At 36.1% G+C, this 21016-nt stretch carries 15 protein-coding genes and 2 tRNA genes; 8 read left to right on the top strand and 9 right to left on the bottom strand.

Annotated features, from left to right (window positions below):
* Nucleotides 1–72 precede the first annotated feature (72 nt).
* The 6 genes from OL225_RS19690 to OL225_RS19665 form a co-directional block, all read right to left on the bottom strand.
* Nucleotides 73–1617 carry a helix-turn-helix domain-containing protein gene (locus OL225_RS19690; RefSeq protein ID WP_264519314.1) on the bottom strand — a complete coding sequence of 515 codons (1545 nt, stop codon included), beginning with the start codon at nucleotides 1615–1617 and terminating at the stop codon, nucleotides 73–75.
* A 214-nt stretch (nucleotides 1618–1831) separates the two neighbouring features.
* Nucleotides 1832–1905 (bottom strand) — tRNA-Asn (locus OL225_RS19685).
* Between the two features lie 349 nt (nucleotides 1906–2254).
* The gene (locus OL225_RS19680; RefSeq protein ID WP_264519313.1) at nucleotides 2255–5437 is read right to left on the bottom strand and encodes a S41 family peptidase; all 3183 of its coding nucleotides are present in this window, start codon (nucleotides 5435–5437) and stop codon (nucleotides 2255–2257) included.
* A gap of 538 nt (nucleotides 5438–5975) precedes the next feature.
* Nucleotides 5976–6049 (bottom strand) — tRNA-Asn (locus OL225_RS19675).
* A gap of 80 nt (nucleotides 6050–6129) precedes the next feature.
* Nucleotides 6130–7620: an RIP metalloprotease RseP gene (gene rseP / locus OL225_RS19670; protein WP_047377247.1), complete on the bottom strand. Its 1491-nt coding sequence runs from the start codon at nucleotides 7618–7620 to the stop codon at nucleotides 6130–6132.
* A gap of 106 nt (nucleotides 7621–7726) precedes the next feature.
* Nucleotides 7727–8167 (bottom strand): DUF6646 family protein, encoded by a 441-nt coding sequence (locus OL225_RS19665; RefSeq protein ID WP_264519312.1) that lies wholly within the window; start codon nucleotides 8165–8167, stop codon nucleotides 7727–7729.
* 221 nt (nucleotides 8168–8388) lie between these two features.
* On the opposite strand from OL225_RS19665, the gene OL225_RS19660 reads away from it, so the two are divergent.
* Nucleotides 8389–9141, top strand: coding sequence for a nitrilase-related carbon-nitrogen hydrolase (locus tag OL225_RS19660; RefSeq protein WP_264519311.1), 753 nt, complete (start codon nucleotides 8389–8391; stop codon nucleotides 9139–9141).
* 129 nt (nucleotides 9142–9270) lie between these two features.
* Here OL225_RS19660 and OL225_RS19655 read toward each other — a convergent pair whose 3' ends face one another.
* The 3 genes from OL225_RS19655 to OL225_RS19645 are packed head-to-tail and all read right to left on the bottom strand — an operon-like array spanning nucleotide 9271 to nucleotide 11374.
* The gene (locus OL225_RS19655) at nucleotides 9271–9570 is read right to left on the bottom strand and encodes a thioredoxin family protein (protein ID WP_264519310.1); all 300 of its coding nucleotides are present in this window, start codon (nucleotides 9568–9570) and stop codon (nucleotides 9271–9273) included.
* A 12-nt stretch (nucleotides 9571–9582) separates the two neighbouring features.
* The gene (locus tag OL225_RS19650) at nucleotides 9583–9960 is read right to left on the bottom strand and encodes a rhodanese-like domain-containing protein (RefSeq protein WP_052184708.1); all 378 of its coding nucleotides are present in this window, start codon (nucleotides 9958–9960) and stop codon (nucleotides 9583–9585) included.
* A gap of 4 nt (nucleotides 9961–9964) precedes the next feature.
* Complete coding sequence (locus OL225_RS19645) at nucleotides 9965–11374, bottom strand: MBL fold metallo-hydrolase (protein ID WP_047377252.1); 1410 nt, start codon at nucleotides 11372–11374, stop codon at nucleotides 9965–9967.
* Between the two features lie 345 nt (nucleotides 11375–11719).
* Between OL225_RS19645 and OL225_RS19640 the strand changes: the two genes are divergently transcribed.
* The 7 genes from OL225_RS19640 (at nucleotide 11720) to miaB (ending at nucleotide 20971) form a co-directional block, all read left to right on the top strand.
* On the top strand, nucleotides 11720–13246 hold the full coding sequence (locus tag OL225_RS19640) for a helicase HerA-like domain-containing protein (protein ID WP_047377253.1): 1527 nt from the start codon (nucleotides 11720–11722) through the stop codon (nucleotides 13244–13246).
* A gap of 151 nt (nucleotides 13247–13397) precedes the next feature.
* Nucleotides 13398–14621, top strand: a complete 1224-nt coding sequence (locus OL225_RS19635) for a PolC-type DNA polymerase III (protein WP_264519309.1) — start codon at nucleotides 13398–13400, stop codon at nucleotides 14619–14621.
* 260 nt (nucleotides 14622–14881) lie between these two features.
* Nucleotides 14882–16084: a diaminopimelate decarboxylase gene (lysA, locus tag OL225_RS19630; protein WP_175627301.1), complete on the top strand. Its 1203-nt coding sequence runs from the start codon at nucleotides 14882–14884 to the stop codon at nucleotides 16082–16084.
* 276 nt (nucleotides 16085–16360) lie between these two features.
* Nucleotides 16361–18094, top strand: a complete 1734-nt coding sequence (locus OL225_RS19625) for a thiamine pyrophosphate-dependent enzyme (RefSeq protein WP_264519308.1) — start codon at nucleotides 16361–16363, stop codon at nucleotides 18092–18094.
* A 131-nt stretch (nucleotides 18095–18225) separates the two neighbouring features.
* Nucleotides 18226–18708, top strand: coding sequence for a hypothetical protein (locus OL225_RS19620; RefSeq protein WP_264519307.1), 483 nt, complete (start codon nucleotides 18226–18228; stop codon nucleotides 18706–18708).
* A 17-nt stretch (nucleotides 18709–18725) separates the two neighbouring features.
* Complete coding sequence (locus OL225_RS19615) at nucleotides 18726–19451, top strand: energy transducer TonB (protein ID WP_264519306.1); 726 nt, start codon at nucleotides 18726–18728, stop codon at nucleotides 19449–19451.
* 83 nt (nucleotides 19452–19534) lie between these two features.
* Nucleotides 19535–20971 (top strand): tRNA (N6-isopentenyl adenosine(37)-C2)-methylthiotransferase MiaB, encoded by a 1437-nt coding sequence (gene miaB, locus OL225_RS19610; RefSeq protein ID WP_264519305.1) that lies wholly within the window; start codon nucleotides 19535–19537, stop codon nucleotides 20969–20971.
* Nucleotides 20972–21016 lie beyond the last annotated feature (45 nt).

Here is a 21016-nt window from a genome sequence, read left to right as displayed (position 1 = left end):
CAAGGAAAGGCCTGTTACTATTCAGAAAAGTAACAAGTATTAAGTGGGGTTAAAATTTTGATTTACAGTGTTTTATTTGTTTTTCTTGCTTAGCTGCAAAATGAACTCAGATGGAGACAATTTTATCTCTTTTTTAAACATTTGAGCAAAACGGCTGTGTGATGAATAGCCGGAAACCTCTGCAAGATAATCTATTTTGTAGTTAAGATATTCCGGATGATTAATCATTTTCTGGATGACAAATTTGATCCTTACATGATTTAAATAATCATTAAAATTCATTCCTCTGTACTCTTGCAAAATGTAACTGATATATTTTGTATTTGTTTTAAACAAAGAAGCCATATTTGAAATGGTAAGATTCTTTGTGGTAAATTCGTTTTTCTTTTCAAAAGTGTCAAGTCTTTGAAGCAGTTCTTCAATCTTTTTTTCAGGTAACTGAGTTTTTTTACTGGCTGTATTATCTTCTTTCTTTTGAGAGGGTTTAGATTCAAGCAATTTTCCATTTTGAAAATCCTGTATAATATTTTCAAAGTGAATTTTGATTTTCTTTTTTTGGTGTTGATGAAAGAAATACAGCAATAAAGAAATGATAGCCAGTATTGCTGAAATAATAATAAAAATAGACGTATTTCTGCTTTCGCCGACAATTTTTCTTTCATTGGTGTGAATGATATCCTGTATGGCCAGCATCTCGGATTGAGTCTTGTCTTTATAGTGTTCTAAAAGCTTATTTTTAATGCTGTCCGATTTTTTTAGGTCATTCTTAAGAAAATAATATTCAGAAAGTCTTGAATCAATCTCAAATTGAAGTGTTTTATCTTCAAACTTACTCGCTAAAACTTTAGATTTGTCTATATAAAATAAGGCTGAGTCTGCATTTTTTAATTTAATTTCATTAGCAGCATATTTAATATAAAAGTAAGACAGATAAAAATTGTTTTCAGAACCTATAATTGAGTTGAATCCTTTGCGGTAATATTTCTTTGACAGCTCATATTGCCCAAGGTTATGATAATTTACTCCCAGATTAAGCAAAACCGGTATCCGAGTAGCTGCATAATCATTGGATGGGAATTCCTTTTTTAAATTCTCAATAATGTTGAGCGCTTTTAAATTAAAAGTGAGTGCCTTCTCGTAATCCTTCTGTTTTTGGTAAACAGCCGAAATACGCTGATAAATTAATGATTTATTGACGAGGGCTTCCTCTTTATTCAAATGATTAGCTAATTGTTCAGCTTTAGAAAGATAATCAATGCTCTTATTGTACAATCCTAAATTACTGTATAAAGAACCTAATACAGCTGTTGTTCTGGGCTTTAATAAAATAAGACTTTTTTTCTGAGCTATAGAATCTGCTCTAAAAGCTGCTTTTAAAGCCTTGTTCCAGTTGTTCTGCATTTCATAGCCCTGAATGGTTACAAATGACGAACTGACCTGCTGCCAATTATCTGAAGATGCTTTATACAGAGAGTCACCAATACGGATGATTTGCTCTGAAGATCGCTTTTTTTCGTTTTTTTTGACTGTTTGACAAAATGTATCAAAGGAAGCGTTTTTTTCTTTCAGACTATTCTGAGGAAAAGCAAAAACAATTATTACTGTACATAACAACATGAAAGAACGTGTTCTTATCGAATTATTGATCATATCAGTTTAAATTGTTATTGAATTTTAAATAATGCTCAAATTTAGTTATAAATTTAAATAGTATTAATATTTTTATTAAATGTATTATCGTTTTTAAATAAATGAAGCAACAATTTTGACTAAAATGAAAACCGGAGTAAACAGAAAATAAAAAAGACTTACATTTCTGTAAGTCTTTTTGCTCCTCCTGCTGGGCTCGAACCAGCGACCCTCTGATTAACAGTCAGATGCTCTAACCAACTGAGCTAAGGAGGAATGTCCTTTGTTTTAAGTGGTGCAAATATAATAGGAATATTAATATCAGTCAAGTTTTCTCCATTATTCAAAGTGATTTTTAACTAAATGTATTGAAATTCAATAAGAAATATTTTGATTATTTTTTGTTGAATTCTAAATATCTTCAAAGAAATACAAGAAATAGCATGATGAAGCTTGTATAAAACCTCTGTCAATAGATCATTTTTATCTTACACCCCTTTATTTAGGCCAAAAATCAGAAGCTTATCAAAATAATTAATCAGAGGATTATATGGTTCAGCAAAAAAAGGTATAAAAAAAGACCTACATTATTGTAAGCCTTTCTAATTTATTGTGATTCTGAACTTTACTTCTTTAAATCTTTAAGTATTTCCTGAACAGCCCGCTCCAGCTGAGGATCATTGTCTTGAAGACGGTCCATAAAGGTGTTTTTAACATAAATGTCAGGTTTCACACCTGTTTTTTCAAGATTTTGCCCATCCAGAGTATACGTTCCCCATGAAGGTAATCTATAAGAAGATCCGTCTACCAAACCTTTGGCTGAAGTGAAAATAATCCAGCGATAGGTATCCTGGCCAATAATTTTACCCAGTTTCAGTGCTTTAAATCCGGCAGCAGTCATCTCTGCATCACTTAGTGAAGCTTCATTAATCAGAAGAACAATAGGTTTTCCGGAAGGAGCAAAGTTAGGCTGTGTTGTCATTTTTCCTTCACGATATTTCCATTGTAAATAAGGCTTCTGAGAAAGGAAATTTAATACCTTATCATGAACATTTCCGCCTGTATTATACCGCAGGTCAAGAATTACAGCGTCTTTTCTGTTTTCCTGTTCTACCATATCCAGTAGGAAGCGGTCCAGTTCATCAGTTGACATATTTTTCATGCATGAATAAGCGATACGGTTGTTACTAAGCTTATCAACACGCTGATGATTGTTGTAGATCCAATCATCATAAAGCAATCCTTTTAATTCTCCGTTTGAAATAGGGTGTACTTTGGTGGTTACATTTTTACCATCACGATCGAACGTAAGAACAAGTTCATCCTGTTTTTTGGGGCTTGTAAAATACGTTTCAATATTTTCGTTTAGATCAATTTTTTTTCCGTTTACAGAAATCAATTGATCTCCAGATTTAATATCAACTCCGGAACGGAAGGCCGGAGATTTTCTTACAATACTTTCTACGGTGTAAGGCTGATCTTTTTTGAAAATAATTCCTGTTTCATTGGTAAAATAGTTCAGGTACATTGTTTCTTCTTTTCCGGTAGAAGAAAATCCGGTGTGTGAAGAATTAAGCTCGCCTAAAAGATCATTTAATAAAATTCTCAGGTCATTTCTGTTGTGTACATACGGAAGATATTTGGCATACTGTTCCTTTTTTGCTTTCCAGTCAATCCCATGGAACTTTTCATCATAGAAGTTTTCTTCCACACCAGTCCATGCTTCAGCAAACATCTGAGTGAATTCTGATGCCAGGTCTTTATCAAAACTATATTGAATATTTATTTTCTCAGGTTTTAATGCTGCAACAGTTGTTTTATAAATATTACCTTCTATCAGTGCAAATAGGGTTTTCTCATTTTTAGTAAGGTAATAAGCTGCTTTATCGAAAACTTTTTCGGATTTGGCAGGCTCAAAATCTGTGAACACCTTTTTGTACAGCTGTCTTTTTCCATTGTCCTGATTAGAGTTGAATAATAGAATTTCTTTTTTGTCATCAGAGAAAACGGCTGGATCATCCTGATATCCATATCGGTCGGTAACCAGCTCGATTCTGTCCAGAGTATCTTCAGGATTTACTTTCAGTTCTTTGATTACCGGTTCTTGTTCTTCCTTTTTCTCTTTATCCTTGTCGTCTTCTTTTTTGTCCTTCTTGTCTTTATCTTTCGCTTTATCAGAAGATTTTGTTTCCTTCTTTTCTTCTGTGAAGAGTTTATCGAATTTTTCAGATTTAAAAGGTTCATCAAACCAGTCTAAAGCCATACGGTAAATGTTAGATTTCTGCATACCTAAAGGATAAGACGGATTGGTTCTGTCGCTCGCGAAATAAATATACCTGCCGTTTGGAGACCATACAGGATCTTCCTCTGAAACACCTGTATTGGTAAGATTGAGCGTCTGTCCTTTTTTAATGTTATAGATGAAAATATCCAGTTCAAAGTTTCTTTTTGCAGAGAACAGGACGTATTCATTGTTTGGCGAAAAAGAAGGTCTTGAGTTTTGGAATGCCCAGATTTCGTCTTTTACGATGGTTGTAGACTTAAAACTTTTTAAATCCAGCAATCTTACTTCATCACGGCCGCTTAAGTAAACCGCTTTTGAAAGATCGCTGTTGAGTGTTATATTGCGGTTATTGCGTAAATCTTCCGTTAATTGTTTGATCTGGCCTTTTCCGTCCGCAGGAATAGTAAACCAGTTTTGGTATCCATTGTAAGTCTGGCTGTAAAGCAGAGTACGGTTGTCTTTCAGCCATTTTACTTCCATGGCGCGCTCTTTTCCGTCAGAAACCTGTTGTGCAAATTTTCCTTCAATATCCGAAACAAACAGAACACCACGGCTTATAAAGGCCATTTTCTTACCATCCGGAGATACATCATAATAAGAAATATTATTTTCCACATTGAAGTTTTGTTCTTTTTCCAGCGTTTTGTTGGTATTCAGACTGATGTTCAGGGGTTTTGTGTTTTTTGAAGCGATATCATAAATATAAAGCTGATAATCCTTTTCAAAAATGACTTTGGATCCGTCTGCTGAAACAAAAGGCTTTTTAATAGAAGTATCAAATTGGGTTAAAGAAGTCTTTTTACCATTTTCTAGTTTATAAAGATTATATTCTCCATTATTCTCGTCAGAAATAAAGTAAATAATACCATTTTTATCTACACTTGGGTTGAAATCTTTTCCTTCATAGTTGGTGTATTGTTTGAAAGAATTGCTTTTGGGATTGTATCCTAAAATATCAGGATTATTTTCTCCTTTATAACGCTTACGCTGCACCTGATGGGCGCTTTCTGAAGAACTGGTGAAAAGATATTCTCCCGCCGGTGTTTCTACAAGTCCATTGGTGTTGTTGAAATAATTGTTGAAAAGCTTTTGTGGTGTTTTTCCTTCAATTGTAGTTTTAAAACTGCCAAAATTATTATTTCTGCTGGAAGTAAAGTAAATGGTTTTACTGTCCCATGCCCAGCTTTCCATTTCGTCTCTTCCGGTGTGGAACGTCAACTGCTTGATAGTTCCTCCTTCAGCAGGCATCACATATACATCATAATTTCCATATTGGTTAGAGCTGAATGCAAGCCATTTACCATCCGGCGAAAGACGTGGATTGATTTCTTCTCCGTCCAGGGCTGTAATTCTTGAAGCATTGCCGCCATTGGAACCTACTTTCCAGATATCGCCGTCATAAGAGAAATAAGCCGTCTTGCCATCCGGGCTCAGTGAGGGACTTGATAAGAAATATGACTTTTCCTGTGCTGAAATCCCGATAATAGAAAATGCTGTTAATAACGAAATAATAGTTTTCTTCATGGTACAATTGGGTATTTATACAATACTATATGTTGGTTTTATTCTTCTTTGTCATTGTAGAGAAGTATTCATTTGCTGAAAATTTCTCAATCTGTATTACTCTGAAAAAGAATAGTCGGATTATTAACAAAATAGTTACAGGAAAAATGCTTTAAAGACTGATAAAATTCAATGAAACAGATGAATATTTCATAAAAACTGAAGGTAATTTGAAAATATTTTTTTTAAGTGTAGGTCTTAATAGTAGTAAAACGCAAAGATTATATTCATTCATCTCATTGTTAAGGAGGCTAAGATGGCGACAATGTCGCTGATAAAGTTGAGTGAACATTCGCATGCTTAGAAAGAATCAACAAAGTTGATTTTCATCTTTGCTCCCTTAAAAATTAAACATCGGATATTAAGCCTTTGCGTTAAATTTAAATTATAGAGGCGAATATATTCTAATCTTCACACTAATTTGTGTGTTATAGGACATTAATGCAAAATTGTTCATAGTAAGGCATAAAAAAGACTTACATTTCTGTAAGTCTTTTTGCTCCTCCTGCTGGGCTCGAACCAGCGACCCTCTGATTAACAGTCAGATGCTCTAACCAACTGAGCTAAGGAGGAATGTCCTTTGTTTTAAGTGGTGCAAATATAGGACGAATATTTATACCCTACAAATATTTTTATGAAAAAATTAAAAAAAATTATAATTTCCCAGTAAATACCTTGAAGATGTCGCTTCCGAAGATCAGTAACATCAATCCTAACAGGAAGATAACTCCGATCATCTGTGCATTTTCCAATACTTTCTGAGGAACCGGTTTTCCTACAATAATTTCATATAATGTAAATAAAACGTGTCCGCCATCAAGTCCCGGAATAGGAATAAGATTCAGGAATGCCAACCATACGGAGAACATCGCTGTAAAGCTCCAGAAAGCAACCCAGTTGATCTTAAAGCTTCCGTCTGCATCTTTATCTACAGGCATATTCTTTACAATCGCAATAGGCCCTCCTACATTTTTATATCCCTGAACTTTAGAGTTGAACATGATTTTGAACTGCTTAACCTGAGTAGTTAATGCTTCAATAGTTCTTGTAAATCCTCTTGGAATAGCCTCTCCAAAAGAATATTTTTTATTCGTAACGATAGCTTTTGCAATGCTTTTTGTATCAATTGCTACACCCAGTTTTCCGTTTTTATCAACAGAAACCGCCGGTAATGTCTGTAAAGCTCCGTTTCTTTCAACATCCACGGTAATCGTTTTTCCTTTATTTTCACTTAAAAGAGTGCTTACTTCATCAAAGAATGCGGCTTTCTTACCATTGATTCCTACAATTTTATCTCCTTTTGCAAGACCAGATGCCTGTGAAGAAGGAGTTGCCAATGAATCAATGACCATAGAAACCCTTGGAGTAATGTATAATTTCGCTTCTCGCTGCTTAAGAACATCTGCAACACCGTCAGCATTTACCGGGAAAGTAACTTCCTGGCCGTTTCTGTTTACGGTAACATGATCTCCTAAAAGAATATTGATTGATGTATTTTCAAGTCTCTCCGCAGGTTTTCCGTCTACGCTGATGATTTTGTCACCATTCTGGAACCCCATTTTCTTTCCTGCAGAAGAAGCTTCAATACCATTGTTGAATTTTGTAATATCCGTATACGTTTCTCCATTGAAGAAAGATAAACAGCTGTAGATTAACCACGCAAGGAAAAAGTTAACAGTAACCCCTCCCAACATAATAATAAGTCTCTGCCAAGCTGGTTTCGATCTGAATTCCCATGGTTCTGCCGGTTTTTTCATTTGGGCAGTATCCATACTTTCGTCTACCATTCCGGCAATTTTCACATATCCTCCGAAAGGAAGCCATCCGATTCCGTATTTGGTTTGTTCAGGGTGTTTTCTCCAGTCGTTTTCCGGTAATTTTGATATATCGATAGGAACTTCTTCCTTCTTTCCGTTCACCTCTATTACTTCAGAATCCGGCAGGTTCTTTGATAAAAATTTGTACTGCCATTTTCCGTTGATTTTCTTCATGGAGAATATGGAGAAGTAAGGATCAAAAAACAGGAAAAACTTCTCTGCTCTGGTCTTGAACCATATTGCCGGTAAAAAATGCCCAAGCTCATGAAGAAGCACAAGTATAGAGATGCTCAGAATGAACTGAAAAAGTTTGATTGCTATTTCCATTAATAAATTTTAGATTTTAATTTGCAAAGGTAACAATTATCAAAACTATGCCAAATAAAAAAGCTCCCCGAAACGAGAAGCTTTGTCATATTTAAAGACGATTTGATTATAAATTGAAAGAAACCCCAAGGCTGCCGTTATTACCTACCTCTGCAAAGACTCCTATTTTCTCTGTGAAGAAATATCTGGCTCCAATATGAGCACCAACTCCGAAGTCTCTTCCGAGCACTCCAAGGTCTACCCCAGGGTAGATATCCCATTTTGAAGGCAGGTTCAGTGCTTCCTGTAAATGGAAGTTCAATCTCCCGAAAACAAAAACACGATTATCCTTATCGTTGTTTTTATAATTGTCAAAATAGCCATTGATTCCGGCTCCCACTGAAATAAGTTTGTTGAGCCCATAGTCATAAGTTCCTGTTACTCCGGTTCCATATCCCCAGGCACTCAGCCCCAGTTGTACTTTCTGATCTCCTTTTCCTGTCCAGGCCTGAGCGTTAGCCATAGCCCCAAAAAAGAAAATCATCACCATAAAAAACAATTTCTTCATAAATTTTAAATTTTTAAGGATAGTATAAAAAATATCTCTATCAAAAATGAAACCGAAAGAGAGCCCTTATTATAAAAATGAAAGACTTTAATAAATTATTATGAAATATAACCTCATTTTGGAGCGTGAAACTTTTTTTTCGGCCGTTTAATTCTTTATTTGTAAAGATAAAAGCTGTATTTTTATACATCACATTTAGAATAATTTAAAAAGAATAAAAGATGAAAGTTGTAGGGCTTAATTTAGATATCATCTGGAAAAATAAAGCTGAAAATTTTAAACTCATAGAAAAAGAACTTCAGAATGTGGAAGCAGATCTGTTTCTTCTTCCTGAAATGTTTTCAACAGGCTTCTGTATGGATGTTTCTGAGGTTTCGGATAGAAATAATGAATCACTGGAGTTTTTGAAAAAGATCTCAAAAGAGAAAAATACAGCATTCTGCGGAAGTGCTCCGGTAGAACAGAACGGAAATTTTTACAACAGAATGTATTTTGTACAGCCGGACGGGACAACATCTTTTTATGATAAAAGGCATTTGTTTTCCTTTTCCGGAGAAGATAAAGTGTATACACCCGGAAAAGACAGGGTAATCGTTGAGTATAAAGGAATACGCTTTTTGCTTCAGGTTTGTTATGATCTGCGTTTTCCTGTTTTTGCAAGAAATAACGATGACTATGATGCTATTTTGTATGTGGCCAACTGGCCTGAGAAAAGGGTAGGAGCATGGGAACATCTACTGAAAGCCCGGGCTATTGAAAATTTGTCTTTTGTCTTTGGCTTAAACAGAATCGGGATAGATGGAAATGACCTGTTTTATCAGGAAAGCTCCCACTGTTTCTTTGCTGACGGAAAAGAAATTTCTCAGAAACTGGGTAATCTTGTCTCTGCAGAACTGAATATGAATGATTTGAAAGATTTCAGAACCCATTTCCAGTTTTTAAATGACAGAGATTCTTTTTCGATTGAATTTTAGATTTTTCCCACTGATTTCGCAGATCTTCACAGGTTTTTAATTTCTATATAAAGAAAAATAAGGAGAAACATCTGTGAAAATCCGTGCGATCTGTGGGAGTTATAAAAAAAACTGTGAAAAATCACAGTTTTAAGCATATTCTTGTAAAAGTTGGGTGAGGGTATTCACATCATGCACACCACTTTCTTTCCATAGGATTTCTCCTTTTTTGAAAATCGCCAGTGTAGGTACTCCGCGCACCCCGTATTGAGCTGCCAGTGCGGGATATTGATCTACATCTACCTTTATGATTCTGGCTCCTTCGCCGATATTTTCCTTTACGGTATTTAATACTGAAGATTGTACTTTGCAAGGCTGGCACCATGTTGCAAAAAAATCGATCAGTACAGGCCTGTCGGAATCAATGATTTCCTGAAATTTTTGTGACATATTTTGGTTTTATTAGTTTGCTTTTTTGTTTGTTTCGTCCTGGATAGCTTTTACGTTCTTCCAGCTAGTACCATCATACGCTTCCACTCCGTTTTTCTTCAGAATTTCCATAGCCTGATCTGCCTGAACTCCTTTATTGCAGAATACAACAACTTTTTTACCCTTAAGGCTTTCTATATTGTTTTGAATCTCTGCCAATGGAATGTTGATGGCATTTTTTGCCGTTCCTGCAGCATATTGTTCCGGAATTCTGACATCCACCAATGTTACATCAGAACTGTTGACAACTTGTGTGATGCTGGCTTTGGGTGTTTCTGCGATATGAGCTGTTTTACAGGCGCTTAGCGTAAAAACTGATGCTAAAACAAGTCCAAAAAACTTATTTTTCATGATCTTACAACGTTTTGGATTGGCATACAAAGTCTGTAGTTGGGAATTTTTCCGTTTTTTTAATGCCGTTAAAACCACCTTCTATTTCAGTGAAATTTCTGATTCCGTGTGAGTTAAGAATGCTTGCTGCGATCATGCTTCTATATCCGCCTGCACAGTGAAGGAAGAAGTGTTCCGAATCATCTATTGTGCGGGCCCAGTCACTGATAGTGTCCAGTGGCTTATTGTAAGCATTGTCAATGTGCTCTGCAGAATATTCAGTCAGTTTTCTTACATCAATTACTTTTGCATCTTCTGTAAACTGTTCAGCAAATTCAGCAGGGGTAATTCTTTTGATCTCATCAATTTCCTTACCTGCATTTTTCCAGGCTTCAAAACTTCCTTTCAGATATCCCACTACATTATCAAAACCTACTCTGCTTAATCTGGTAATTACTTCCTCCTCAGTTCCTTCATCTGTTATCAGTAATAAAGGATGCTTTACATCCACGATTAGGTTTCCTACCCAAGGGGCAAAATCACCCTTCAATCCTATATTGATAGAGTTGGGAACAAATCCTTTATGGAAGTCTGCAGCTCCTCTTGTATCCAGAATTAATGCCCCGGTTTCTTCAGCCAGTGCTTCAAAATCTTCCGGTGCTACAGGTTGCAGCCCTTTGTCCATCACAACATCCAGACTTTCATATCCTCCTTTATTTAAAGCCACATTCATTCCGAAATATTTCGGTGGTGCCGTTAAACCATCAAGAACTTCTCTGATAAAAGAGGCTTTATCGGGTTGATTAAGCGCATAATTCGTTTTCTTTTGGTTTCCTAAAATATCTACCGTTTCCTTCTGCATATTTTTTCCGCAAGCAGAACCTGCACCATGAGCAGGATAAACGGTGATGCTGTCATTCAATGGCATGATTTTGTTCTGAAGACTGTCATATAGAATCCCCGCAAGGTCTTCTTGAGTAAGATTAGTTGCTTTTTGCGCAAGATCTGGTCTGCCGACATCTCCTAAAAACAAAGTGTCACCCGTAAAAATTGCTGTTTCAACACCATTCTCATCTATTAAAAGGTAAGTACTGCTTTCCATGGTGTGTCCCGGAGTATGCATTACCTTTATTTTTACTTTTCCGATCTCAAAAATCTGATTGTCTTCAGCGATGATGGCTTCAAATTCAGGAGCAGCAGTAGGTCCATATACAATCGGAGCACCTGTTTTCTTGCTTAAATCCAAATGCCCTGATACAAAATCTGCATGGAAGTGAGTTTCAAAAATATATTTTAAAATGACATTGTCTTTTTCCAGACGATCCAGATAAGGTTTTACTTCTCTTAAAGGATCTATAATGACTGCTTCATTCTCTGATACAATATAATAGGCACCCTGAGCCAGACAGCCCGTATATATTTGTTCAATTTTCATTGGGGTCTTTTTTTAATGAGTTAAAGATACAAAGTATTAGATAAATTCTAAATGAAATGTTAAATCCCATTGATAGTTTCTTTCAATACTTTGTTAAACATATGTTTAGTATGTGTTGTTTTTTCAGCAAAAAGAATGCCTTAGATAGTATGAATCTGCAAATGCTGTTTTTTATCATGTCCTCTGCAGAAATCATATATTAGTGGAGGATTTAATGCATATGGTTTAAAATTTGTTTATGCAGATACAAATTTATTTTTCGAAGAAATAAAGATAAGTTCATTAGAAAATATCTTTAAATATTCTTCAAAAATTCTATATTTATAAGTTTAAAAAAGCGATCAAATGGCAGACAAAACACAATTTATTGAAGAACTCAACGCTAGATACACTCCAAAAGGCGAGCATATTATATTAGGAAAGGGAATGCTGGATGGTGAAGTGGTTACAGAAGTAAACGTAACCATTCCCCTGAAAACAATTAACCGCCATGGTCTTATCGCCGGAGCTACGGGAACCGGTAAGACGAAAACATTACAGGTGTTTGCAGAACAGCTTTCTCATGCAGGAATTCCCTCTTTGGTTCTTGATATCAAAGGAGATTTCTCAGGGATTGCAGAAGCAGGCCAGATGAATCCTGTTATTGAAGAAAGGTATGCCAAAACACAGCTCCCTTATAATCCACAAAGCTTTCCGGTAGAACTGATGAGTATTTCAGGAGGGGAAGGAGTGAAACTGAGAGCTACCGTTACAGAATTCGGACCTGTTTTACTAAGTAAAATTCTTGAACTTAACGATACTCAGCAAAGTATCATGTCTATTGTTTTCAAATACTGTGATGATAAAGGGCTTCCATTGATTGATCTTAATGATTTGAAGAAAGTACTGCAGTATGTTACAGATAATGCACAAGGAAAAGCTGAGCTTGCAGCCAATTACGGATCCATTGCGCCAGCATCTCTTGGAACAATTTTAAGATCTATTGTGGCTTTGGAGCAGCAGGGAGCGGCAGGATTCTTTGGTGAATTAAGCTTTGATGTTCATGATTTACTGGAAACAAGAGACGGAAAAGGAGTCGTTAATATTTTAAGAGTATCTGACATTCAGAATAAACCGCAGCTTTTCTCTACGTTCATGCTTTCGCTTTTTGCAGAAATTTATATGACGTTTCCTGAAGAAGGGGATAGTGGCAAACCAAAGCTGGTATTATTTATAGATGAAGCTCACCTGATTTTTGATGAAGCGTCTAAAGCTCTTCTCTCACAGATTGAAACAATGGTAAAACTGATCCGCTCCAAAGGAGTGGGGATCTATTTTATTACTCAGATTCCTGGTGATGTCCCTGAAAATGTGCTTTCTCAATTGGGATTGAAGATACAGCATGCCTTAAGAGGGTTTACAGCAAAAGATAAAAAAGAGATTTCCAAAGCCGTTGAAAACTATCCTACCACAGAATATTACAATGCTTCCAGCCTGATCCAGAATTTGGGAATTGGTGAAGCATTTGTTACAGCTCTTGATGAAAAAGGAATACCTACACCATTAGTACATACTTATCTGATCTCTCCGGAATCAAGAATGGATGTTTTGAGTGGATCAGAAATCTCAGATCTGACCTCAAAATCGGCACTTGTTGCAAAATATGAGCAGCCTGTTGACAGAGAATCTGCTTATGAAATGCTAACCAATAGAATGGAACAGGCTGCACAAAATCCAGCACCGACTCAAAAGACAAGACCGGTAAAAGAAGAACCCGGAATGTTTGAGCAGGTATTGCAGAGTAAAGCCGGCCGTACTTTTACCTCTACATTAATGAGAGAAGGAGCAAAAGCTATTCTCGGAATGTTTGGCCTGGGAGGCAGAAGAAGATAATTTTGAAGGATAACCTGCTATATTTTGATATATTTTTTGTTATTTTAGCAGGTTATCTTTACATAACAGTAAAAAATAGAACCGGATTTTATCGGGGAATAAAGCTTCGGTTTTAAATATAAATGACAAAACAGCAGTTAACACACATTCAATGTATTCAATTATAGATATAGAAAGTAATGGTGCAGGTTATAGAAATGAATGCATTATCGATATCGCCATCTACAGATATGATGGTCAGAAAATTACTGACCAGTTTATATCTCTGGTAAACCCTGAAAGTGATATTACTCCTTTTGTGCAGAAACTGACCAGTATTACCCCAAAAATGGTCAAAACTGCTCCAAAATTTCATGAAATTGCCAAAAGAGTTATCGAGATAACTCAAAATACAACATTGGTAGGTCATAATATTGATTTTGATTACAGAATGCTCCGTCAGTCATTCAAAAGGCTTGGGTATGACTTCAAAACCAGCACTTTAGATACAATTCCTTTGGCAAAGAAACTGATTCCTGATGAGGTAAGTTATTCGCTGGGAAAACTGGTGAAATCTCTGGGAATTCCTTTAACCAATCACCACAGGGCTGAAGGTGATGCAAGAGCTACATTAGAACTTTTCAAACTTCTGATTTCAAAAGATATCGAAAACGAAATCATTCAGAAACAACATGATGAGTCTAATGCAAAAACCTACATCAACAAGATCAAAGAGCTTACTCAGGACCTTCCGAATGATAAAGGCTTTGTTTATTTTCAGGATGAAGCGGGACGGATTATGTTCTCAGATTATGTTCAGGATATCAACAAATTTTCCAAAAAAGTTTTCAATTCCAAATCGAAAAAATGGGAACAGATTCAGAAAGATGTTGAACAGATTAATTTTGAGCTTACCGGAACAGACATTATTGCCAAGCTGATTCTTAATTCCAAGAATATTAAAAAGAAAGAAGTTCTGCCTTTCGGGCTTTATTTTAGAAATAATAAATATGTAGTTGAGAAAAATACACTCAATAAAACCGAAAAACCAGTTTTAAAATTCAGATCATTTACGCAAGGAACAAAAGCCGTTCAGTTTATTGGGACTCAGGAAGAATTTAAAGATTTTTCAGTACTGAAACAGAGAGTTGAATTCAGAAAGAGGAATGAACTATGGCTGGGACAGGGAAGAAAACTGGGAGAGAAATTATTTTTAATCATTGAAAACGGGAAAGTGGTTTCATTTGGTTTTTATGAGCTGTTTACCCAGATTCAGACGTTGAGCAAGCTGACTAAGTTAAAAATTGACCTTCCGCTATCTTCCACCGATCTGAATAATGAACTGCAGCTGGCACTGCTTCGCAGCGATTTTGAAACCCTGCCTTTGCCGAAATGATATAGGAATTAGTACTTTACAAGTTGATCTGAAAGAAGATGCTTTTCAAATCAATTTTCGTATAATAAAAAATAAATAGTATTTTTGCAAAAAATAAATAGAAGCAATGCAAAATTTTAAACAAATTAAAACTGGAAAAAAGGGAGCTGTAAGGTTCTCTAAGGTTTGGAATATTTAAAAGAGTTGTCTTGCATAAAAAATAATCAATGCGGCAGGCTCTTTTTATAAGAATCTGCCTTTTTTTATGTTAAAATGAAATTATGAATTCAAAAGAATTATTAAAGATTGCCAATGAGTTTGGCACCCCGGTGTATGTTTATGACGCGGAATCTATCAAAGTTCAATACGAAAAACTTACATCTTCTTTTTTAAAACATACAAAGTTCTTCTACGCAGCGAAGGCGTTGACAAACATCAATATCCTTAAGTATGTCAAGAATCTGGGCGCTTCTTTGGATTGTGTATCCATTAATGAAGTAAAACTTGGATTAAAGGCAGGATTTTCAAAAGAAAAGATATTGTTTACTCCCAACTGTGTTGATCTTGCTGAAATAGAAGAAGCAATGACCTTTGGAGTTCATATAAACATTGATAACATTTCTATTCTTGAGCAGTTCGGGAATAAATACGGAAATTCGTATCCTATTTTGGTAAGAATCAACCCACATATTTTTGCTGGAGGAAACTATAAAATTTCAACGGGGCATATCGACAGTAAATTCGGTATTTCTATTCACCAGGTTCGTCACATCGAAAGAGTGATGAAAAGTACAAACCTGAATGTGGAAGGACTTCACATGCATACAGGAAGTGAGATCAAAGACCCGGATGTATTCCTGCAGGCTTTGGAGATTATGCTGGAACTTTCTGAACATTTCCCAAATCTGAAATATCTGGATATGGGAAGCGGTTTCAAAATCCCTTATCAGGATAGTGAAGAAGAAACTGATGTGAGAACATTAGGTAAAAAAGTAGAAAAAGTAATTTCTGAGTTCTCAAAATCTACAGGAAAAAAATTCGAATTATGGTTTGAACCTGGAAAATTCTTAGTTGGGAAAAGCGGATATTTATTGGTGAAAGCTAATGTGATCAAACAGACAACGGCTACTGTTTTTGTGGGGGTGAATTCTGGATTCAACCACCTTATCCGTCCAATGTTCTATGATTCTTACCACATGATCGAAAACCTATCCAATCCAAAAGGAGCAGAAAGAATTTATACAGTAGTAGGAAACATCTGCGAAACGGATACCTTCGCCTGGGACAGAAAACTGAATGAGGTAAGAGAAGGAGATATTCTTGCTTTCCACAATGCCGGAGCTTATGGTTTTGAAATGAGTTCAAACTTCAACTCAAGACTAAAACCTGCTGAGGTACTATTCTTAGACGGAAAAGCACATTTGATCCGTAAAAGAGATGAGTTTGAAGATCTACTGAGAAATCAGATCGAAATCGTAATGTAAATCTGAAGCATATTATATAAACAGCCGCCTTTTTGGGTGGCTGTTTTGTTTTAAATCAATTCATTTGCCGTTTGTTGATGGCTAATGCTAAACCTCACAGGTTTTCAAAACCTGTGAGGTTTAAATATTAAAAAAATCAAAGTTAAATTACAAAGTTTTAACATTGAGACCGGATGAGAGTTCCAACTTTATTAGCTAAATTTGATAGAGCCAGGGACGCTAGTATTCCTGTCAAGTACTATTTTTCACCAAAACAACCACCAAAACAGAATAATTATGGCCAAAAACATAGCAGAGCAGATTGTTGAAATGCTCGAAAATGCCAATGTGAAAAGAATTTATGCAGTAACCGGCGACAGTCTCAACCATCTGAATATTGCTGTCAAAAAAAGCAGTATCCAGTGGATTCATGTAAGGCACGAAGAAGTAGGAGCTTATGCCGCTGCCGCAGAGGCTGAACTTGATGGTTTGGCAGTGTGTGCAGGAAGTTGTGGACCGGGTCACGTTCATTTGATCAATGGAGTGTATGAAGCGCACAGATCTCATGTTCCTATGCTGGTGATTGCTTCCACGATTCCCAGTGATGAAATGGGAATGGATTACTTTCAGGAGACCAATACAATAAAACTGTTTGATGACTGCAGTTATTATAATCAGATGATTACCCGCCCGGAGCAGGTACAAAGAACTCTTCAGACTGCCATTCAACATGCAATTTCCAAAAAAGGCGTTGCTGTGATAGGTCTTCCGGGAGACGTTTCCGAACTGGATGCTGAAGAAGGATCTACTTCTACCCAAATCTTTAAAACCAATCCTGTTATAAGACCTTCCGATGATGAACTGAAGCAGCTGGCGACATTAGTGAATGGCAGCAAAAAAATAACTTTATACTGTGGAGTTGGAGCAGGGGAGGCGAGTGCCGAAGTTATAGAATTGTCTAAACTTTTAAAAGCACCCGTAGGGTATTCATTCCGGGGGAAAATGGCCATTCAGCCTAATAATTCTAATGAAGTGGGGCTTACCGGACTGTTGGGATTTCCTTCAGCATATCATGCCATGCACGAAGCAGATCTGGTTCTTCTTTTGGGGACTGATTTTCCGTACCAGAAGTTCATGCCGGTAAAAAATAAAATTGTACAGATAGACGAAAGCCCGGAAAGATTAGGAAGAAGAGCAAAACTTGAATTAGGCCTTGCGGGGGATATCAAAGAAACGATAAAGGCATTGCTTCCTTTACTGGAAGAAAAAACAGATGTTCATTTTCTGAATGAGCAGCTGGCATTTTATGATAAAGTAAAAGAAAATCAGTTGGAGTATGTAAAGGATTTTGGAAAAGAGAATGCTATCCAGCCGGAATATGTGGCCTATACTTTAGACAGGCTTGCTAAAAAAGATGCTATTTTTACTGTTGACACCGGAATGTGCTGTGTATGGGGAGCCCGGTTTATTACAGGAACAGGTGAAAGGAAGATGCTCGGCTCTTTTAATCATGGATCAATGGCCAACGCTATGCCGATGGCAATCGGAGCTGCTTTATCTCATCCCGAAAAACAGGTTATTGCCATGTGTGGAGACGGAGGATTGTCTATGCTATTGGGAGATATGGCAACTATTTTTCAGTATAAATTACCAATAAAACTGATTGTTTTCAACAACAGAACCCTTGGAATGGTTAAGCTGGAAATGGAAGTTGGCGGAATGCCGGATAATGAAACCGATATGATTAATCCGGACTTTGCTATGGTGGCTCATGCAATGGGCTATCCCGGGAAAAATGTACATCTTCCCGAAGAAGTGGAAAGTGCAATCAAAGAATGTTTAGATCATAATGGCCCTTATCTTCTGAATATCTTTACCAACCCCAATGCACTTGCTCTCCCTCCTAAAATTGAATTTGATCAGATCATGGGAATGACAAAATCCATGGCGCAACTTATGCTTGGTGGTAAAATGGATGAGGTTTTTGAAACGGTAAAGACCAATTATAAACACATCAAAGGACTGCTGTAAGAAGAAATAAATAATCGGAAAGTTATCTGAAATTCAGAATCTATATATAAAACTTCATGCTTTGCGTGAAGTTTTTCTTTTTTATAAATGTGCTAAATATTTACCTTTGCTCATTATTATTAAACAAAATTATGAGAACAATACTTTTATTTTTGGCTTTGTGTGCAGTGAATTTTTCATTTGCACAGGATCAGGAAGAACGGGATGATGCTTTCATAAGAGATAGCAATAAAAATATTTTAAAAATAGATATTAAAGAACCTTTTATGCAGATTGCCGTGAAATGTAATGATTTTAAACCGGCTGCTTATGAAGGAGGGGTTGCTGCTTACAAAGATATTCTGAACAAATACATGTATGCCTATCTTAATTCAGATTTCTATGCGCTTACAGGAGACTTTACATTTACTTTGGTACTTGATGCTAAAGGAAAAGTAGTAGATGTGAAAGGAATGCCCAAAGTGCAGAACAGCGAAGTTTTTTTTGATGATATGCAGTATGTAGTAAGAAGAATAAAGAAAAACTGGACGCCAGCGTCTTGTAGCGGACAGCCTGTAGCCTCACAGATTAAAGTTAAAATGAACTTCTCTTCAATTTCAACAGATATTGATTAAATAATTTCAACACAGTAATGAAAAATATTTTTCTTATGTTTTTTCTGGCTTTTGTATCTATGTCTAAAGCGCAGATACTTGATGAATACCCGGAAAAACAAAGTTTTTATGAAGGAGGGATTGTTAACTTCTATAAAGACGCCCATGAATACTTTGTTAATAATAAATTTAAGGAGTGTGATGAAAAAGAGATTTATCAGCCAAGAATTATTGTAACAGAAAAAGCTGAAGTTAAATTCATCAAAGATTCGGATACAGCTAATATTGCAAGAAACAAATGTGCGTATGATCTGTCCAGGGAGCTTCTTAAAAATCTTAAAAAGTGGAAACCGGCTGAAACAAAAGGCTGGAAAATTGGGGCTATTGCTGAATTTATTTTATATCCCAAGGATCTGATGAGCAATTATCAGCCGGGTTATGATGCCAACAAATTTGTAGCACACACCAAATACCCGGAAGGTGCAAAAGCTTTTCATACAATATTTCATGATAATTTTATGATGATTTTCGAGGATTACCAGCTTAACGGGAAAGTAAATCTTGAATTTTATATCAGTAAAGACGGGAATATTATTAAACCTAGAATTTATCCTGAGGTAGATAATAAAAATTTCAATAATGATTTTATGAGGACTCTTGCAAGGATAAAAAAGGTTTGGATACCAGCATTTTATAAAGATATTCCTATTGTTGAGAGAATTTCATTTCCGGTACAGTTTTCAATAGCATTTACTGAAAGATAATCCTGACATTCTGTCACAATATTTTGTATCTTTGCAGACTTATTTATTCGTAATTTAAAATTGCGGACCTTAAATTGATTATCGTGCAGGAAAAATATATAGACGAAACGAAACAGGGCGAAGCTTTTGCCATTGCTGAAAGACCGGAAAATTCTAAAAAACTGTTTTTAGAAAGCTACGGTTGTCAGATGAATTTCTCTGACTCTGAAATTGTTGCATCCATTCTTAATGAACAGGGATACAATACAACAATGAAGGTAGAAGAAGCAGACCTGATTCTTTTAAATACATGTTCCATTCGAGAAAAAGCAGAACAGACCGTAAGAATGCGTCTTTCCCAGTTTAAAAACCTGAAAAAAGAAAAACCGAATATGACGGTGGGGGTTTTAGGGTGTATGGCTGAAAGACTGAAAACCAAATTCTTAGAAGAAGAACAACTGGTTGATCTTGTTGTAGGCCCGGATGCTTATAGAGACTTACCCAATCTTTTAAAAGAAACCGATGATGGAAGAGATGCGATTAACGTAATTCTTTCCAAAGAAGAAACCTATGCAGATATTAATCCTGTTCGTTTAGGAGGAAACGGAGTTACCGCATTTGTTACCATTACCAGAGGTTGTGATAACATGTGTACATTCTGTGTAGTTCCTTTTACCAGAGGAAGAGAAAGAAGCCGTGATCCGCACTCTATTATAGATGAATGTAAAGATCTTGCTAACAACGGATATAAAGAAATTACCCTTTTAGGACAAAATGTAGACTCTTACCTTTGGTATGGAGGAGGGCCTAAAAAAGATTTTGCCAAAGCTTCTGAAATTCAGAAAGCAACGGCTGTAAACTTTGCTCAGCTTCTTGATTTAGTGGCTAAAGCCGTTCCGGAACTGAGAATCAGATTCTCTACATCAAATCCACAGGATATGAGTCTGGATGTATTCAAAATGATGGCAAAGCATGATAACATCTGTAAATATGTTCACCTTCCTGTACAAAGTGGAAGCAATAATATGCTTGAAGCGATGAACAGACAGCATACCCGTGAAGAATACCTTGATCTGATCAGAAAAGCGAAGGAGATTGTTCCTGAAGTAGCCTTTTCTCAGGATATGATTGTTGGATTCTGTAATGAATCAGAAGAAGACCACCAGGATACTTTAAGCCTGATGAGAGAAGTAGAATATGACTATGGTTATATGTTTGCCTACTCAGAAAGACCTGGAACTCCGGCTCACAAGAAGATGGAAGACAATATTCCTGCTGATGTGAAGCAGAGACGCCTTGCTGAGGTTATTGCACTTCAGGGTGAGCTTTCAAAACAAAGAATGAAATCTTATGTTGGAAGAATGCATCAGATTCTGATTGAAGGAATTTCCAAGAAGAACAAAAACCAATGGAAAGGAAGAAACTCTCAGAATGCCGTATGTGTCTTCGATCAGCTTGAAGGGCAGAAAATAGGTGACATTGTGAACGTTTTTGTTTATGATAATACACAAGGCACGCTTTTAGGGAGAACAGCGGAATAAAATTAAGTGTTGATCAAAGCTGTTTATCTTTTTGCAATACTTTCC

The sequence above is a fragment of the Chryseobacterium viscerum genome, from assembly GCF_025949665.1.
Taxonomy (GTDB): domain Bacteria; phylum Bacteroidota; class Bacteroidia; order Flavobacteriales; family Weeksellaceae; genus Chryseobacterium; species Chryseobacterium viscerum_A.
The sequence above is the reverse complement of the archived record's forward strand: the minus strand, read 5'-3'. Positions and strand labels throughout refer to the sequence as shown.

What these genes read in the sequence shown, in the direction of transcription:
- OL225_RS19660 (WP_264519311.1), top strand. Translation starts at nt 8,389, where the DNA reads ATGAAAGTTGTAGGGCTTAATTTAGATATCATCTGGAAAAATAAAGCT.
- OL225_RS19620 (WP_264519307.1), top strand. Translation starts at nt 18,226, where the DNA reads ATGAGAACAATACTTTTATTTTTGGCTTTGTGTGCAGTGAATTTTTCA.
- lysA (WP_175627301.1), top strand. Translation starts at nt 14,882, where the DNA reads ATGAATTCAAAAGAATTATTAAAGATTGCCAATGAGTTTGGCACCCCG.
- OL225_RS19645 (WP_047377252.1), bottom strand. Translation starts at nt 11,374, where the DNA reads ATGAAAATTGAACAAATATATACGGGCTGTCTGGCTCAGGGTGCCTAT.
- OL225_RS19690 (WP_264519314.1), bottom strand. Translation starts at nt 1,617, where the DNA reads ATGTTGTTATGTACAGTAATAATTGTTTTTGCTTTTCCTCAGAATAGT.
- OL225_RS19625 (WP_264519308.1), top strand. Translation starts at nt 16,361, where the DNA reads ATGGCCAAAAACATAGCAGAGCAGATTGTTGAAATGCTCGAAAATGCC.
- OL225_RS19655 (WP_264519310.1), bottom strand. Translation starts at nt 9,570, where the DNA reads ATGTCACAAAAATTTCAGGAAATCATTGATTCCGACAGGCCTGTACTG.
- OL225_RS19635 (WP_264519309.1), top strand. Translation starts at nt 13,398, where the DNA reads ATGTATTCAATTATAGATATAGAAAGTAATGGTGCAGGTTATAGAAAT.
- OL225_RS19615 (WP_264519306.1), top strand. Translation starts at nt 18,726, where the DNA reads ATGAAAAATATTTTTCTTATGTTTTTTCTGGCTTTTGTATCTATGTCT.
- rseP (WP_047377247.1), bottom strand. Translation starts at nt 7,620, where the DNA reads ATGGAAATAGCAATCAAACTTTTTCAGTTCATTCTGAGCATCTCTATA.
- OL225_RS19680 (WP_264519313.1), bottom strand. Translation starts at nt 5,437, where the DNA reads ATGAAGAAAACTATTATTTCGTTATTAACAGCATTTTCTATTATCGGG.
- OL225_RS19650 (WP_052184708.1), bottom strand. Translation starts at nt 9,960, where the DNA reads ATGAAAAATAAGTTTTTTGGACTTGTTTTAGCATCAGTTTTTACGCTA.
- OL225_RS19665 (WP_264519312.1), bottom strand. Translation starts at nt 8,167, where the DNA reads ATGAAGAAATTGTTTTTTATGGTGATGATTTTCTTTTTTGGGGCTATG.
- OL225_RS19640 (WP_047377253.1), top strand. Translation starts at nt 11,720, where the DNA reads ATGGCAGACAAAACACAATTTATTGAAGAACTCAACGCTAGATACACT.